Source organism: Actinomycetospora succinea (assembly GCF_004363095.1).
GTDB classification, from domain to species: domain Bacteria; phylum Actinomycetota; class Actinomycetes; order Mycobacteriales; family Pseudonocardiaceae; genus Actinomycetospora; species Actinomycetospora succinea.
In genome coordinates, this window is sequence record NZ_SNYO01000001.1 from 623,916 (window position 1) to 640,591 (window position 16,676).

Annotated in this window: 9 protein-coding genes and 2 pseudogenes; 7 read left to right on the forward strand and 4 right to left on the reverse strand. The window is 74.8% G+C overall.

What is annotated here, in order from left to right:
- Positions 1-29: 29 nt before the first annotated feature.
- On the reverse strand, positions 30-1,043 hold the full coding sequence (locus tag EV188_RS02955; protein WP_243741438.1) for an ABC transporter substrate-binding protein: 1,014 nt from the start codon (positions 1,041-1,043) through the stop codon (positions 30-32).
- Positions 1,044-1,344: 301 nt separating this feature from the next.
- On the opposite strand from EV188_RS02955, the pseudogene EV188_RS02960 reads away from it, so the two are divergent.
- Both EV188_RS02960 and EV188_RS33175 read left to right on the forward strand, forming a co-directional pair.
- A pseudogene (locus EV188_RS02960) lies at positions 1,345-7,587 on the forward strand (amino acid adenylation domain-containing protein); the annotation flags it as partial.
- A 12-nt stretch (positions 7,588-7,599) separates the two neighbouring features.
- Positions 7,600-8,250 (forward strand): annotated as a pseudogene (locus EV188_RS33175) (alpha/beta fold hydrolase); the annotation flags it as partial.
- A 4-nt stretch (positions 8,251-8,254) separates the two neighbouring features.
- Here the strand turns inward: EV188_RS33175 and EV188_RS02965 are convergent.
- A complete protein-coding gene (locus tag EV188_RS02965; protein WP_133824707.1) occupies positions 8,255-9,145 on the reverse strand; it encodes a siderophore-interacting protein in 891 nt (296 codons plus the stop codon).
- A 104-nt stretch (positions 9,146-9,249) separates the two neighbouring features.
- On the opposite strand from EV188_RS02965, the gene EV188_RS02970 reads away from it, so the two are divergent.
- Positions 9,250-10,692 carry an MDR family MFS transporter gene (locus EV188_RS02970; RefSeq protein WP_243741439.1) on the forward strand — a complete coding sequence of 481 codons (1,443 nt, stop codon included), beginning with the start codon at positions 9,250-9,252 and terminating at the stop codon, positions 10,690-10,692.
- 17 nt (positions 10,693-10,709) lie between these two features.
- Here the strand turns inward: EV188_RS02970 and EV188_RS31340 are convergent, their stop codons facing one another.
- The gene (locus EV188_RS31340; RefSeq protein WP_166659692.1) at positions 10,710-10,874 is read right to left on the reverse strand and encodes a hypothetical protein; all 165 of its coding nucleotides are present in this window, start codon (positions 10,872-10,874) and stop codon (positions 10,710-10,712) included.
- Between the two features lie 260 nt (positions 10,875-11,134).
- On the opposite strand from EV188_RS31340, the gene EV188_RS02975 reads away from it, so the two are divergent.
- Together EV188_RS02975 and EV188_RS02980 are read left to right on the forward strand one after the other, a co-directional pair.
- Entirely contained in the window at positions 11,135-11,917 is a 783-nt protein-coding gene (locus tag EV188_RS02975) for an electron transfer flavoprotein subunit beta/FixA family protein (RefSeq protein WP_133824708.1), read from the forward strand.
- 27 nt (positions 11,918-11,944) lie between these two features.
- On the forward strand, positions 11,945-12,904 hold the full coding sequence (locus EV188_RS02980; RefSeq protein WP_133824709.1) for an electron transfer flavoprotein subunit alpha/FixB family protein: 960 nt from the start codon (positions 11,945-11,947) through the stop codon (positions 12,902-12,904).
- Between the two features lie 70 nt (positions 12,905-12,974).
- Here the strand turns inward: EV188_RS02980 and EV188_RS02985 are convergent, their stop codons facing one another.
- Positions 12,975-14,219, reverse strand: a complete 1,245-nt coding sequence (locus tag EV188_RS02985) for a cytochrome P450 (RefSeq protein ID WP_133824710.1) — start codon at positions 14,217-14,219, stop codon at positions 12,975-12,977.
- A 131-nt stretch (positions 14,220-14,350) separates the two neighbouring features.
- Between EV188_RS02985 and EV188_RS02990 the strand changes: the two genes are divergently transcribed.
- Positions 14,351-15,538: a cysteine desulfurase family protein gene (locus EV188_RS02990; protein ID WP_133824711.1), complete on the forward strand. Its 1,188-nt coding sequence runs from the start codon at positions 14,351-14,353 to the stop codon at positions 15,536-15,538.
- A 67-nt stretch (positions 15,539-15,605) separates the two neighbouring features.
- Entirely contained in the window at positions 15,606-16,670 is a 1,065-nt protein-coding gene (gene mnmA, locus EV188_RS02995) for a tRNA 2-thiouridine(34) synthase MnmA (protein WP_133824712.1), read from the forward strand.
- The last annotated feature ends 6 nt before the right edge of the window (positions 16,671-16,676 follow it).

Genomic DNA, 16,676 nt, shown 5'->3' on the forward strand with positions numbered 1-16,676 from the left:
TCGGATCGACGGTCGGGTCAGCGGATCGATCAGCGGAACAGGGTCCCGAAGGTGTCGAGGGTGCTCATCGCCCCCTGGTAGTCCGGGCGGAAGCTCGTGGAGGGCAGCTCGTAGGCGTTGCCGCTCGCGAAGGCCGGCAGCCGGGCGTAGACCGGGTTCGTCCTCAGCTGGTCCAGCGGGATCTGGCCGATCGGCAGCACGATCGCGGTCGGGGCGTCGGCGACGCGGGGGAGCAGCTCGGGGCTGGTCTCGAACGAGTCGCCGGTGCCGAACAGCGGCGGGTTGTCCGCCTTGGTGATGACGTCGTCGGGGACGAAGCCGAGGTCGCGGGCGATGGCGGGCAGCGCCGCGGTCGGCGTGATCACGTAGGGCTTGCCGTCGCGGGCCTGGTAGAGGAACACCGTCGGCTGCGGGGGCAGGCGCAGCGCGCCGCGGACCTGGGCGGCGCGGTCCTGGTAGGCCTGCAGGAGGCCCGGGACGCGGTCGGTGCGCCCGACGACCTCGGCGATCCGCCCCAGCTGGTCCTGCCACTGCGTGAACGCGGGGAGCAGGACGGTCGGCGCGATCTCCTGCAGCTGCGGGTAGGCGTTCGCGGCCTGCGCGGCGGTGAAGCCCTGGCCGCCGCCGATGATGAGGTCGGGGCGCGCGGCGGCGACCTGCTCGATCGACAGGCCGGCGCCCTCGCTGGCGAGGCGCTGCGTGCCCTGCTGCTGGGCCCGCGCCGACCAGCTCGGCGGGAACCCGGACGCGTCGGCCTGGACGCCGAGGACGCGCGGGTCGGCGGCGACCACCGGCGCCTCGAGGGTGAACAGGTCGCCCGCGAGGCTGCCCGAGAGCACGGCGATGCGCTGCGGGGCGGCGGGCACCTGCACGGGGCCGCGCTCGGACTGCACGGTGCGCGTCTCGGTCTCGGCGCTCGCCCCGGACCCGTCGCCGCCCCCGCACCCGGCCAGCACGAGCAGGGCCGCGAGGCCCACGAGCAATGCCCGCAGCCCCGGTCTCGGTGCTCGGACGGCGGCGGCGTGCTCGCCCACAGGGGCCACGGGTCCTCCCTCTCGTCGGCCACCCGTCGGTGCGTCGGGGGCGCTGCGTTCGTCGGAGGTTAGGACAGCCTTGCATCACCGCACCAGCCGGGTGATCGCCCGACGTGGTGATTCCGACACCGCGAGTGACCCGCACCTCGGTCCCGGCGCTTGCGCCGGCGTGGGTGAAATGGTGAGTTAGGTATGCCTAACCAGATTCGGCAGTGGGGACGTTTCGGGCAGGGGTTCGACGACGCCCGTCCCCGAGGGACGGGAGGACGGGTTGAGTACCGCTGTCCAGGCGCAGGCTCCGCAGGCCGAGCTGCTGGAGCTGACCGGCGCCCAGCTCGGGATCTGGAACGCGCAGTGGCTGGAGCCCGACTCGCCGCACTACCTCGTCGGCGACGTCGTCGAGATCGACGGCCGGGAGCCGCTCGACGTCGGTGCCCTCGCCGAGTCCGTGCGCCGCACCCTCGACGAGGCCGAGACGCTGCGCCTGCGGTTCCACGACACCCCCGCCGGGCCCCGGCAGTCGCTCACCGACGAGCCCGCGGTGCCGCCCGAGGTGATCGACCTGCGCGGCGAGGCCGACCCCGTCGCCGCCGCGCACGCCGCGGTGGGGGCGATCCGCACCCGCGCCGCGGAGGCGTGCCGCGGGCTGGTCGACCGCCGGCTGGACAGCCAGACGCTGTTGCGCCTCTCCGACCGCGCGGTCTGGTGGGTGCAGCTCTACCACCACGTGATCATCGACGGGTACTCCGCGGCGATGATGGCCCGGCGCACGGCCGCGCACTACACCGCGCTCGTCGGGGGCACCGAGCCCCCGGCGCCCGAGTTCGGCGCGATCGCCGACCTCGTCGCCGCCGACCGGGAGTACCGCGCGGGCGAGCGCCACGAGCGCGACCGGGCCTACTGGCGCGACCGCCTCACCCCGCTGCCCGAGCCCACCGGCGCCGCGCGCTCCGCGTCCGGGGCGCCGGAGCGCACCGTCGCCGCCGCGGTCGTCGTGCCGCCGGAGACCCTCGCGCGCCTCAGAGCCGTCGGCGAGGAGACGGCGACGACCTGGGCCGACGTGCTCATCGGCTGCTTCGCCGCCTTCCTGCACCGCGCGCACGGCGAGACCGACGTCGTCATCGGCATGCCGCTGATGTGCCGCACCGGCAAGGCCGCGCTGCGCACGCCGGCGATGGCGGTGAACCTGCTGCCGTTGCGCGTCACCGTCCGCGGGAACGACGGGCTCGCCGCGATCAGCCGTCGCGTGGCCGAGCGGATGAAGGAGATGCGCTCCCACCAGCGCTTCCGCGGCGCCGACCTGCCCCGCGAGCTGGGCGTGCCCGGGCTCGGCGGCATGCTCCTCGGCGGGATCAACCTCAAGGCCTTCGACTACACGATCGACTTCGCCGGCTCGACCGGCGTCATGCGCAACGTCGCGGGCGGCCCGCCGCAGGACTACGAGCTGACCGCGACGCCGACCGCGGACGGGGGACTGCAGCTCGGCTTCGAGGTCGACGACCGCCTCACCGACGAGGCCGGAGTCGCGTGGCGGGCGCAGTCGCTGCTGCGGGTCGTGGACGCGCTGACCGCGCCCGCCGCCCCGCCGATCGGCGCGGTCGACCTCGTCGCCCCCGACGAGCGGGACCGGCTCCTGGCGGACTGGTCGGGCCCGGCGGCGGGCGTCCCCGACGACGTCGTCACCGCTCTCGATCGGCTCGGCGACGGCACGGCCCTCGTCTGCGGGGACGAGCGGCTCACGGGCACCGACCTCCGGGACCGCGTCCACCGCACCGCCCGGGCCCTGCGGGCGCGGGGGATCGGCACCGACGACGTCGTCGCGGTCGCGCTGCCGCGCGGGGTCGACCTCGTCGTCACCCTCCTCGCGGCGCTGGACGCGGGCGCCGCCTACCTGCCGCTGGACCTCGCGCACCCGACGACGCGGCTCCGCGAGCTGATCGACGACGCCCGTCCGGCGCTGGTGGTCGGCGAGCTCGGCGTGCCCGTCGACGCCCTCCGCGCCGAGGCCGACACCCAGCCGGCCATCGCGCCCGCCCGGGACCTGGCCCCCGACCGCCTCGCCTACGTCATCTACACCTCCGGCTCGACCGGCCGGCCCAAGGGCGTGCTCGTCCGCGCGGGCGGGCTGTCCGGCCTGCTGGCGCACCACCCCGCGACGGCCCCCGAACTGGCCGACCGGGGCGTCCTGCGCGTCGCGCACACCTACTCGTTCGCCTTCGACGCCTCGATCGACCAGCTGCTGTGGCTGCTGCACGGCCACGAGCTGCACCTCTACGACGCCGACCTGACCAAGGACGCCGAGGAGCTGCTCGCGGCCTTCGGCGCCGACGGCATCGACGTGGTGGACACGACGCCCTCGATGGCGACCCAGCTCGTCGACGCCGGCCTGCTCACCGGCGCGCACCCGCCGGCGCTGCTGATCCTCGGCGGCGAGGCCACCCCGCCCGCGCTGTGGCAGCGGGTCGTCGACGCGGGCGTGCCGGCCCGCAACGTCTATGGGCCCACCGAGGCGTCCGTGGACGCGACCGCCGCCGCCCTGACGCCCGGCGTCCCGACCATCGGCGGACCGCTGCCCGGCACCCGGGTCCACCTGCTCGACGTCGCCCTGGCGCCGGTCCCGCACGGCGCGGTCGGCGAGCTCTACCTCGCCGGCCCGCACCTGGCCCGCGGCTACCTGGGCCACCCGGGCACCACGGCCGAGCGCTTCCTCGCCGACCCGTTCGGTGCCCCCGGCGAGCGCATGTACCGCACGGGCGACCTGGCCCGCTGGGTGCCGGGCCGCGGCCTCGACTACCTGGGCCGCGGCGACGGCCAGGTCAAGATCCGGGGCTACCGGATCGAGGTCGGCGAGGTCGAGGGCCGGCTCGCGGACCTGCCCGGGGTGCGCGCGGCCGCCGCGGTGGTGCGCACCGAGACCGGCCGCCCGCAGCTGGTCGGCTACGTCGTCGGCGACGTGCCGCCCGACGACGTCCGGCGCGCCCTCGCCGAGCGGGTGCCCGAGCACATGGTGCCGTCGGCGGTGGTCGTGCTCGACGAGCTGCCCACCACCACCAGCGGCAAGCTCGACCGCCGCGCGCTCCCGGCGCCCACGACCGCCCGCTCCGGCCGCGCCCCGGAGACGCGGTCGGAGCGGGCGCTCGCCGCGGTGCTCGCCGACGTCCTGGGCCTGGAGCGGGTCACGGCGGACGACGACTTCGTCGGCCTCGGCGGCGACAGCATCACCGCGATCGCCGTGTGCTCGCGGCTGCGCGCCCACGGCCTCGAGCTGCGCCCGCGCGAGCTGCTCGCGGCGCCGGACCTCGCGTCGCTGGCCGCTCTGGCGCGCCGCAGCGAGGAGGCGGTCGACGTCGACGTCGCCGTCGACCCTGCCGGCGTCGATTTCGACGGCCCGATCCGCGAGGCCCTCCCGGCCACGGCGCTGCAGGCCGGGCTCACCGTGCACAGCCTCGCCCGCGAGGACACCGACGCCGAGGTCTACCTCGTCCAGGGCGTCCACCACCTCACCGGCACGATCGACCCGGCGCGCCTCGAGGCGGCCGCCGCCGAGCTCCTGCGTCGCAGCCCCGCGCTGCGCAGCGCCCTGACGACCGCCGCCACCGGCGAGGTCGTCCAGGTCGTGCCCGAGGAGGTCGCGCTCGGCTGGGCCCACGTCGACCTCTCCGCCGCCGCGGACCCGGAACAGGCCGTCACCGCGGCCGCCCGCGCCGAGACGGACCGCCCCTGGCACCCGGCCCGGCCGCCGCTGATCCGGTTCGTGCTGCTCACGCTCGGCGCCGGCGAGCACCGGCTGGTGATCACGAACCACCACGCGCTGCTCGACGGGTGGTCGATGCCGCTGGTGTGCCGCACGCTCTTCGCGGTCTACGACGAGCTCGGCGGCGGCACCCCCGCGCCCGCCCTGGCCCCCGTGACCGACTACCTGCGCTGGCTCGCCCGTCAGGACCGCGCGGCGTCGCTGGACGCCTGGCGCGACCGGCTCGCCGGGATCGACGAGGGCACGCGCCTGGCGCCCGCGACGAGAGGTGCCGGACTCGACCGCCCCGCCCGCCGGCAGCTCGAGCTCGACCGGGCGCTCAGCGACGACGTCCGCTCGTTCGCCAAGGCGCGCGGCGTCACGCTGGCGACGGTCGTGCAGACCGCGTGGGGCCTGCTGCTCGGGCGGCTCACCGGGCGCGACGACGTCCTGTTCGGGACGCCGGTCTCCGGGCGGTCGGGCCAGGTCGACGGCATCGAGACGATGATCGGCCAGCTCTCGAACACCGTCGTCGTCCGCCTCGCCCACCGCGACGGGGACACGGTGGAGCGGGTGCTGGCGGCGATGCACGAGCAGTCGATCGCCATGACCGACCACCACCACGTCGGGCTCGCCGACGTCCAGCGGGCGGCCGGCGTCGGCGACCTGTTCGACACGCTGCTCGTCACCGAGAACCTGCCGATGTCGGCGCGCACCGGCGTCACGCTCGCCCCGGGCGTCGAGCTGGACGGCGTCGACACCGACGACGGCACCCACTACCCGCTGAACATCGTGGTGCTGCCCGAGCCGAGCCTGGTGATCCGCTTCGGCTACCAGCGCCACGTCTTCGACGACGACACCGTCCGCGACCTCGGCGACCGCCTGCGCACCCTGCTGCGCGACATGGTCGACCACCCCGAGCAGGCGGTGTCGCGGCTGCGGCTGCTCGAGCCGGAGCAGGAGGCCCTGGTGCTGGCGGCGGGCACCGAGCACGTCGCCGCCCACCGCGTCCGCGCGGGCTGCCTCGAGGAGTTCGCGGCCCAGGTGCGCGTGCGGCCCGACCAGGCCGCCGTCGAGTGCCGCGACCGCACGCTGACCTACGCCGAGCTGGACCGGCGGGCCAGCCGCCTCGCGCACGCCCTGCTCGCCCGCGGGGTGCGTCCCGAGCAGCCGGTGGCCGTGCTGCTGCGTCGTGACGTCGAGATGGTCGTGGCGGTCTTCGGGATCTTCAAGGCCGGCGCGGTCTACGTGCCGATGGACCCCGACTACCCCCGCGACCGGCTCGAGTACATGGCCCGCGACGCGCACGCGGTCGCCGCCCTGACCACGTCCGACGTCCCGGCCGACCTGCTGCCCCCCGACGTCCCCGCGCTGCGGCTGGACGACCCGGAGCTGCTCGAGGGGCCGGCGGACGACCCCGTCGACGCCCGCCGCGGCATGTCCGCGGACTCGCTCGCCTACGTCATCTACACCTCCGGCACCACGGGGCGGCCGAAGGGCGTCGCCGTGACCCACAGCGGCTTCCCGGGGCTCGTGGCGCTGCAGGAGGACGTCGTCGGTGTCGGGCAGGAGCGCTACCTGCACTTCGCGTCGACGAGCTTCGACGTCGCGGTCTGGCAGATGATGCTGCCGCTGCTCTCGGGCGGGACGTCGGTGATCGCGCCGGAGGAGGTGCGGCTGCCCGGCCCCGAGCTGCTCGACCACGTCGCCGAGCACCGCGTGACCGGGCTCAACCTGCTCCCGTCGTTCCTGGCCGCGATGCCCGACGACGCGCAGGTCGACCCCGACGTCTTCTTCGTCGTCGGCGCCGAGCGGCTCGACCCCGCGCTGGCCCGGCGGTGGGGCGACGGGCGGCGGGCGCTCTTCAACGCCTACGGCCCCACCGAGGTCACGATCAACGCGGTGACCTGGCGCTACGACCCCGCCGAGCCCGCGCTCGACACCGACGAGGGGACGCTGCCCATCGGGCGGCCCGACCCCGACGTCCGCGCCTACGTGCTCGGCACCGGGCTGCGACCGGTCGGCGTCGGCATGGTCGGCGAGCTCTACCTCGCCGGTCCCGGTCTGGCGCGCGGCTACCTCGGCCTGGCCGGCCAGACCGCCGGGGCCTTCGTCGCCGACCCGTTCGGCCCGGCCGGCGAGCGGATGTACCGCACCGGCGACCGCGTGCGCTGGCGCGCCGACGGCCAGCTCGTCTACCTCGGCCGCACCGACGACCAGGTCAAGGTCCGTGGCGTGCGCATCGAGCCCGGCGAGATCGAAGCGGCGCTGGCCCGCCACCCTGCCGTGCGCGCCGGGGTCGTCGACATCCGCGACGACCGGCTCGTCGGCTACGTCGTCCCCGTCGACGGCGCACGGATCGACCCCGCGACGCTGCGCGCAGACCTCGCGCACGTCCTGCCCACCGCCATGGTGCCCACGGCGATCGTGCCGCTCGACCGCCTGCCGCTGGGTCCGGGCGGGAAGCTCGACCGCGGCGCCCTGCCCGCCCCGGAGCACCGGGCGAGCGACTCGCGGGCGCCGGGCACGCCGGCCGAGTCGGTGCTGCTCGGCGTGCTGCGCGAGGTGCTGGAGAACGACGCGATCGAGCTCGACGACGAGTTCGTCGACGTCGGCGGCGACAGCATCGTCTCGCTCGCGCTCGTCTCGCGGGCCCGGCGCCAGGGCTTCGAGCTGTCGGTCCGCGACGTGCTCGAGGGCGGCACCGTCGCGGGCATCGCGGCGCGGGCGACGATCGGGGAGCCGGGCTCGGACCGGGCCGCGGCGCTGGACCTCCCGCGCTCCCACGTCCTGCCCTTGCGCCGCTCGGGCAGCGCGGCCCCGCTGTTCTGCGTGCACCCCGCCGGCGGGTTCGCGACGGTGTTCACGGGGCTCGTGCGCGAGCTGCCCGCCGACCGGCCGGTGATCGGGCTGCAGCTGCCGTCGCTGGAGGGCACGCCGGTCAGCGCCGCGACGATCGACGAGCTCGCCGCCCAGTACCTGGCGACGATCCGCGGGATCCAGCCCGACGGCCCGTACCACCTGCTCGGCTACTCCTTCGGCGGCAACGTCGTGCACGCGGCGGCCGCGCAGCTCGCCGCCGCGGGGGAGGAGGTGGCGTTCGCCGGGATGATCGACTCCGGGCCGCTCGCCGCCGAGCGCGCCGACGGGAGGGGGCCGAGCGCGGACGTCGTGGAGCGCGAGCTGCGCGCCGCCCTGCCGCCCGGCGCCGCCGAGGACGCGCCGGAGCTCCTGGAGGCCGTGCGCGGGGCCGTGGAGCGGACCGTGGCGATCCGGACCGCGTCGCACGCCCCGGTGTACGACGGGACGCTCACCCTGTTCGCCGCCTCCGACGGGGGCGACGAGCAGCTCGCCGCGGTCTGGCGCGACCTGGTCGGCGCCGACCGCCTGGTCGCCCACCGGGTCGAGGGCGACCACGCGGCGATGGTGGCGCCGCGGGGCTGGGCCGTGATCGGGCCGATCGTCGCGCGGGCGCTGGGGTGAGGACTCAGTGAGCGTGCCCGTGGCCGTGCCCGTGGGCCTCCTCGCCCTCGCCGGGGTTGTGGTCCTCGTCGAACATCGACAGGCCGAGCTTCCAGTACCCGGTGATCGAGACGTCGGCGGGTGGGAGGCCCAGGTCGTCGCGCACCCACCGGCGCAGCGGCTTGATCGACCCGGCCTCGCCGGCGACCCAGACGTAGACCGACTCGCCCGGGGGCACGCTCACCGTCTGCACCGCGTCGGCGAGGACGGTGCTGCGGCCGGCTTGAACACCCTCGCGGTGCAGCCAGGTGACCGTGACGCCCGCGGGCGCGCGGAGCTCGGTCTCCTCGGACGCGTCGGCGACCTCGACGAACACCCAGCCGCGGGCCGTTGCCGGCATGTTCCCGACCCAGCGCTCGATCGCGGGCAGCGCGGTGGTGTCGCCGGCGAGCAGGTAGTGGTCGTAGCGCTCGGGCACCACGAGGCCCGCGGGCGGGCCGGCCACCCACACCGGCTCGCCCACCTTCGCGCGCGACGCCCACTCCGAGGCGAGCCCGCCGGGGTGCAGGACAAAGTCCAGGTCGAGCTCGCCGGTGTCGGGGTCGTGGCGGCGCACCGTGTAGTCGCGGGTCGGCGGCATCGGCTTCGGCCAGAAGAGCATCAGCCCGTTCGCCTCGGGGAGGCGCAGCCCGCCGTCGTCGTCGGGGAAGACGAGCTTGACGTGCTCGTCGACGACGCTGTGGCTCTCGAAGCCCGCGAGCTCCGGACCGCCGAGCGTCAGGCGCAGCATCGCGGGGCCGACCCGCCGCGTCCCGGTGACCTCGAGCCGGCGGATGCGGATCGGGTAGGGCACCTTCGCGCCCCCCTCGCCCCGCCGGGCCTCCGCGACGCGCTCCCGGGGTCGGTCCCGGTCCATGGGCAGCTCCTCCTCGACGGGGTCGGACGATCACGACCCTGCCACAGCGGGACCGTCGTTGTTAGGTCACCCTTAGCGGTGTCACCAGAGTTACCGGAGGACCCGTGACCGCGTCCGACACCGAGCCGCCGGCGCACCCGACCGAGATCGACGGGCGGCTGCTGCGCACCGCGTTCGTGCTCGTGCTCGGCACGTTCATGGCGACGCTCGACGCGACGATCGTCAACGTCGGCATCGACACCCTGGCGACCGAGTTCCGGGCGTCGGTCACCGAGATCCAGTGGGTGACGACGGCCTACCTGCTCGCCGTGACCCTGGCGGTGCCGTCGTCGGGCTGGATCGTCGACCGCTTCGGCGGGCGCCGGACCTGGATCGGCGCGGTGGTGCTGTTCCTCGTCGGCTCGCTGCTCTGCGCGATGGCGTGGTCGACGGCCAGCCTCATCGTGTTCCGGGTGATCCAGGGCCTCGGTGGCGGGCTGCTGCCGCCGGTCGGGCAGGCCCTCGTGGCGCGGGAGGCCGGGCCGAAGCGCATCGGGCGCATCATCAGCATCGTCGGCGTCATCCCGCTGCTCTCGCCGGTGTTCGGGCCGGTCATCGGGGGGTCGATCCTCGCGGTCGCCGACTGGACGTGGCTGTTCTGGGTCAACATCCCGATCGGCCTGGTCGCGGCGCTGCTGGCCCTGCGGTTCGTGGCGCCCAACCCGCCCGCCGCCCAGGGCACGAAGTTCGACGTGCTGGGCGCCGCGCTCCTCCCGCCGGGGCTCGCGGTGCTGGTGCTCGGCCTGACCGAGCTCGGCAACGGGCGCCCGGTGACCTCGGCGCCGGTGCTCGTCGGCCTCGTCGGCGTGGTGATGCTGGGGCTCTACGCCGTGCACGCCCTGCGCACCCGCGGGGTCCCGCTGATCGACCTGCGGCTGTTCACCCGGCCGCCGTTCGCGGCCGCCGCGGCCGCGCTGATCGTGCTGGGCGCCTCGGTGTACGGCGCGATGTTCCTGCTGCCGCTGTACTTCCAGCTCGGGCGCGGCCTCACCCCGTTCGCGGCCGGCCTCCTGCTCGCCCCGCAGGGCCTCGGGGCCGCGCTCGGGTCGATCGTCGTCAACCGGACCGTGGACCGGGTGGCGCCGCGCACCCTCGTGCTCACCGGGATCGGGCTGATCGCCGCCGGCACGGTGCTGTTCACCCAGCTCGGGAGCGTGCCGCCGGAGCCGCTGATCGTCGCGTCGATGCTGGTCCGGGGCCTGGGCCTCGGCATGATCGGGGCGCCGGTGATGAGCCTCGTCTACTCGTCGATGCCGCACGCGCAGCTGCCGCGGGCGTCGAGCGCGCTCAACCTGCTCAACACCCTCGGGGGCTCCGTGGGCACCGCGGTGCTCGCCGTGATCCTGCAGACCCGGCTCGCGGCGCGCGCGCCGCTGGGGGAGCCGGGGATCGCGTTCGCCTTCGCCGACACGTTCTGGTGGACGCTCGGCTTCTGCCTCGTCGCCGTCGTCGGCGCGACGCGGCTGCCCCGCCGGGCGCCGGCGGAGCAGCCCGCGTCGTCGTCCTAGTGCCGAGCCCTACCGAACTAGTGGGCGCCGCCCTGGCCGCCCTTGCCGCGGAACTTGTTCAGCGCGTCCTGCGCCTTCTGGCGGTTCTTCGGGTCCTGCGCGTAGCGCTTGGCCTGGTCGGTGTACTTGCGTCCCTGGGGGCTCTTCAGGAACTCACTGATCTTCGAGAACAGACCGGGCACGACGACTCCTGCGGTGCGGCGGGGCGGGTTGTCCGCCCCGAGTACCCCCAGGATATCGCCCGAATCGGGCGGCTCAGGGTTACCGGTGGGTAGGGCCCTACACCCTACTGACGAGTAACAAGAGAGGTGTACGCCACGCTGCCACCGGGCACGGGGCGTGGGAGAGTCAGGGCAGTAGGTAAGTTACCGATCGGTATCTTACTGCTCGGTAACAGCGTCCCACCGGGACGGACGCGAGCACAGGAGGTCGCAGAAGGCCCATGAACATCGTCGTGCTGATCAAGCAGGTGCCGGACACCTGGTCGGAGCGCACCCTCTCCGACGCCGACAAGACCCTCGACCGCGCGTCCTCCGACGCGGTGCTCGACGAGATCAACGAGCGCGCCGTCGAGGAGGCGCTCAAGATCAAGGAGTCGGGCGACGCGGAGGTCACGGTGCTCACCGTGGGCCCGGACCGCGCCACCGACGCCATCCGCAAGGCCCTCTCGATGGGCGCCGACAAGGCCGTCCACGTCAACGACGAGGCCATCCACGGGTCGGACGCCGTGACCACGGCCAGGATCCTGGCCAAGGCGATCGGCACCGTCGACGACGTGCAGCTCGTGCTGGCCGGCAACGAGGCCACCGACGGCCGCAGCGGCGCGATGGCCGGGATGCTCGGCGAGGTGCTCGGCTGGCCGTCGCTGACCCACGCCAACGCCCTGACCGTCGAGAACGGGACGGCGAGCGTCAAACGCGAGACCGACGAGGGCACCTGCGACGTCACCGCCGCGCTGCCCGCCGTCGTGAGCGTGGGCGAGAAGATCAACGAGCCGCGCTACCCCTCGTTCAAGGGGATCATGGCCGCGAAGAAGAAGCCGGTGAACGCGATCGGCATCTCCGACCTCGGGCTGGATGCGAACGAGGTCGGCCTCGCCGGCTCGCTCGTCCAGGTCGACTCCTTCGCCCCGCGGCCCCCGAAGTCGGGCGGCCAGAAGGTCGAGGACGAGGGCGACGGCGGCTCGAAGATCGCCGAGTTCCTCGTGGGCCAGAAGCTCATCTGATCACCCCCGACACGAAGAGGAGAACCCATGGCTGAGGTCCTGGTCCTCGTCGACCACGTCGACGGGGAGATCAAGAAGAACACCTACGAGATGCTCACGGCGGCCCGCCGCCTGGGCGAGCCGTCGGCCGTCGTCGTCGGCACCCCGGGCACCGCGGCGAAGCTCGCCGAGGGCCTCGCGGCGCACGGTGCGGAGAAGGTCTACGTCGCCGAGTCCGACGACGCCGTGAACTACCTCTCGACGCCGCAGGTCGACGCCCTCGCGACGCTGGTCGAGCGGGTCTCCCCGCCGGCCGTCCTCATCGCCGCGGGCGCCGACGGGCGCGAGGTCGCCGGCCGCCTGGCCGTGCGCACCAACTCCGGCTGGCTCAACGACCTCGTCGAGGTCGACGGCCAGCGCGAGGGCACCCACTCGATCTTCGGTGGCGCCTTCACCGTGCAGTCCCGCGCGACCACCGACACCGCGGTGATCTCGTGGCGCTCCGGCTCCATCGAGATCGAGGAGCAGGCCGGCGCCGGCACGCAGGAGACCGTCGACGTCCCGGCGATCGACGAGGCCACGTCGGCCAAGGTGTCGAACCGCTCGCCGATCGTCGGCGGCGACCGCCCCGAGCTCACCGAGGCGAACGTCGTCGTCGCCGGTGGCCGTGGCGTCGGGTCGGCCGACAACTTCAACGTCGTCGAGACCCTCGCCGACTCGCTGCACGCCGCGGTGGGCGCCTCGCGTGCCGCCGTCGACTCCGGCTACTACCCCAACCAGTTCCAGGTGGGGCAGACCGGCAAGACGGTGTCGCCGTCGCTCTACATCGCGCTCGGCATCTCCGGCGCGATCCAGCACCGCGCCGGCATGCAGACCTCGAAGACGATCGTCGCGGTCAACAAGGACCCCGAGGCCCCGATCTTCGAGATCGCCGACTTCGGTGTCGTCGGCGACCTGTTCTCGATCAGCCCGCAGCTGACCGAAGAGGTCCAGAAGCGCAGCTCGTAGGCGCGCCTGCTGTCCTGACCGAAGGGCACCTTCGCTCGATCTACTCGAGCGGAGGTGCCCTTCGCTCGTCTCAGCGGCGCGGCGTGAAGGTCAGCGGCAGGTGCGTGAGCGCCCAGGTCGTCCCGATCTCCTCGACGACGGCCGCCGGGTCCTCGACGGCGATGTCGCCCATCGCGGCGAGCACCTCCTCCACGGCGACCTTGAGCTCGGCGCGCGCCATGTGCATCCCCACGCACAGGTGCGGGCCGAAGCCGTAGGCCATGTGCCGGTTGGGGCGCCGGTCGACGTCGAGCGCCCCGGGGTCGGTGAAGGTCCGCGGGTCGTGGTTGGCGCCCGCCCAGTTGAGGTAGACGCGCTCGCCGGCGCGCATCCGGTGCCCGCCGACCTCGGTGTCGGTGAGCACGGTCCGGGTGTGCGAGCGCGTCGGCGTCGCGAGGCGCATGAGCTCCTCGAGGGCGTCCGGGATGCGCTCCGGGGCGCGGCGCAGCTCGTCCTGGAGCGCGGGGTGCTCGGCGAGCAGCAGGAACACGAAGCTCATCGAGCTCGCGGTCGTCTCGAAGCCCGCGGGCAGCAGGATCACGCAGTAGTCGAGGATCTCCTCCTCGGTGAGCGGGCGCCCGTCGACGGTGGCGGTGGTCAGCGCCGAGACGAGGTCGTCGGCGGGCTCGCGGCGCTTGGCCGCGGCGAGGCCGGTGAAGTACTCGTAGATCTCGTCGGCCTGGTTCCCGCCCTCGGCGCGGCCCCGGACGAGCGCGACGGCGAGGTCGGCGAGGCGCTCGCGGTCGGGCCCGGGCACCCCGAGCGCGTCCATCAGCGCGTGGGCGGTCATCGGGTTGCACAGCTCGCCGAACACCTCGCAGCGGCCGCGGTCGACGAAGCGGTCGACGAGGTCGCGGGCGATCGCGCGGTAGGCGGGCTCCCTGTCCGCCTGCACCGCCCGGGACAGCAGCGGGGCGATGATCTGCTTGTACTGCCGGTGCAGCGGCGGGTCGGACTCCATCGGGATCATCGGGCGCGTGTTGCCGAAGTGCTGGAGCAGCACCGGGAACGCCGAGAACGCGGAGTCCTCCTGGCGGTGCAGGTCCTGGAGCTCGGCGTAGCCGGAGACGGTCCAGATGCCCTCACCGAACCCGTCGGTCCGCGTCACCGGGCAGTGCTGCGCCATCGCCCCGGCCACCCGCACGTACCGGCCGCGCGTGAGGTCCTCCGAGAGCGGGTCGAAGTGGTCGCGCCGGTGCTCGGCGTCGTCGTGCACGCCGGCGGGGCACTGCGGCGCCCAGTAGCCGGCTGTCTCCTCGCTCACGTGCCGGGTCATGGGACCTCCCGCAACGGATGGCGTGACCGGCCGCGACGCTAGTGCTCCACGACGTCGCGTCACCAGATCATCCGCGGCGGAATCGATGTGGGGAGACCGCCCGCGCACGAGGGGATTACGCTGGCCGGTCGATGACCTACCTCGACCACGCGGCGACCACGCCGATGCTGCCCGAGGCGGCGGCAACCCTCACCGAGGCGCTCGGGCGCGTCGGCAATGCGTCGTCGCTGCACTCGGCGGGGCGGCGGGCGCGGCGCGCGATCGAGGAGTCCCGCGAGACGATCGCGCAGGCCGTGGGCGCGCTGCCGTCCGAGGTCGTGCTGGCCACCGGCGGCACCGAGGCCGACAACCTCGCCCTCAAGGGCCTGTACTGGGCCCGCCGGACCGCGGACCCGCGCCGCACCCGCGTCGTCGTGTCCGCCGCGGAGCACCACGCGGTCCTCGACGCCGGGGAGTGGCTCGCCGAGCACGAGGGCGCCGTCCTCGACGTCCTCGCCGTCGACGCGGAGGGCCGCGCGGACCCCGCCGCGCTGAAGGCCCTGCTCGACGACCACGGCCACGAGGTCGCCGTCGTGAGCGTCATGTGGGCCAACAACGAGGTCGGCACCGTCAACGACGTCGCGGCGCTCGCCGAGGTGGCGCACGCGCACGGGGTGCCGATCCACACCGACGCGGTGCAGGCCGTCGGCGCGGTGCCGGTCGACTTCGCCGCGAGCGGGGTCGACGCCCTGTCGCTGACCGGGCACAAGCTCGGCGGCCCGGTCGGCGTCGGCGCCCTGCTCCTGCGTCGCGACACCCCCTGCACCCCGCTGCTGCACGGCGGCGGACAGGAGCGCGACGTCCGCTCGGGGACGCTCGACGTGCCCGGCACCATGAGCCTCGCGACCGCGGTGCGGGCCGCCGTCGCCGACGTCGACCGGCGCACGACGACGCTGACGGCGCTGCGCGACGACCTCGTCGCCCGCGTCATGGCCGAGGTGCCGGACGCCCGGCTCAACGGGGTGCCGCTGGACCGTCCCGGCGAGCGCCTGCCCGGCAACGCGCACCTGTCCTTCCCCGGCTGCGAGGGCGACAGCCTGCTCATGCTGCTCGACGCCCGGGGCATCGAGTGCTCCACCGGCTCGGCCTGCACCGCGGGCGTCGCGCGGCCCAGCCACGTCCTGCTGGCCATGGGCCTCGACGAGGACCTCGCGCGCGGCTCCCTGCGCTTCTCCCTCGGCCACAACTCCACGGCCGCCGACGTGGACGCCGTCGTCGAGGCGATCGGCCCCGTCGTCGAGCGCGCCCGCCGCGCCGGCGACGCGCTGGCGCGGTCGTGATGGCCTCCGGCCAGGTGAGCGATATGGGTTGCCCCGGCAACCCATTCCACTCACGTGGGCCCCGCCCATGAAGGTCCTGGCCGCGATGAGCGGCGGCGTCGACTCGGCGGTGGCGGCGGCGCGGCTGCGCGACGCCGGGCACGACGTCACCGGCGTCCATCTCGCGCTCTCCGCCAAGCCCGCCACGATGCGCGAGGGCGCGCGCGGCTGCTGCTCGGTGGAGGACTCCCGCGACGCCCGGCGCTGCGCCGACGTGCTCGACATCCCGTTCTACGTCTGGGACATGGCCGCGCGGTTCCGCGACGACGTGGTCGAGCCCTTCGTCGCCGAGTACGCCGCGGGCCGCACGCCGAACCCGTGCCTGCGGTGCAACGAGAAGATCAAGTTCTCGGCGGTGCTGGAGCGCGCCCGGGCGCTGGGCTTCGACGCGGTGGGCACCGGGCACTACGCGCGGCTCTCCGACGGCGTGCTGCGCCGCGCCGCCGACCCGGACAAGGACCAGTCCTACGTCCTCGGCGTCCTGCGCCCCGACCAGCTCGCGGGCGCCCTCTTCCCGCTCGGCGGGAGCCCGAAGACCGAGGTCCGCGCCGAGGCGTCCGAGCGCGGGCTCGTGGTCGCCGAGAAGCCCGACAGCCACGACATCTGCTTCATCCCCTCCGGCGACACCCGGGGCTTCCTCGCCGAGCGGATCGACGAGGCGCCGGGGGAGATGGTCGGCCCGGACGGCGAGGTCGTCGGCCACCACCGCGGCGTCCACGACTTCACCGTCGGCCAGCGCCACGGCCTCGGCATCGGCCGCCCGGCGCCGGACGGCCGTCCGCGCTACGTGCTCGGGCTCGAGCCGGTGAGCCGCACGGTGCGCGTCGGGCCGGCCGAGGAGCTCGACGTCACGGCGCTGCACGCCACCGATCCGGTGTGGCTCGCGGAGGCCCCGACCGACTGCGTCGTCCAGGTCCGCGCCCACGGCGGGCTGGCGGCGGCGACCGTGCGCGTCGACGACGACGGCGTCGAGGTGACCCTCGACGAGCCGCTGCGGGGTGTCGCGCCCGGCCAGGCGGTGGTGTTCTACCGCCCGGAGCCCGGCGGCGACGTCGTGCTGGGCAGCGCGACGATCGCGTCCACGTCGCGCTGAGCGGCC

Coding starts and splice junctions, on each gene's coding strand:
- mnmA (WP_133824712.1), top strand. CDS start 15,606: ATGAAGGTCCTGGCCGCGATGAGCGGCGGCGTCGACTCGGCGGTGGCG.
- EV188_RS02975 (WP_133824708.1), top strand. CDS start 11,135: ATGAACATCGTCGTGCTGATCAAGCAGGTGCCGGACACCTGGTCGGAG.
- EV188_RS02980 (WP_133824709.1), top strand. CDS start 11,945: ATGGCTGAGGTCCTGGTCCTCGTCGACCACGTCGACGGGGAGATCAAG.
- EV188_RS02985 (WP_133824710.1), bottom strand. CDS start 14,219: ATGACCCGGCACGTGAGCGAGGAGACAGCCGGCTACTGGGCGCCGCAG.
- EV188_RS02965 (WP_133824707.1), bottom strand. CDS start 9,145: ATGGACCGGGACCGACCCCGGGAGCGCGTCGCGGAGGCCCGGCGGGGC.
- EV188_RS02990 (WP_133824711.1), top strand. CDS start 14,351: ATGACCTACCTCGACCACGCGGCGACCACGCCGATGCTGCCCGAGGCG.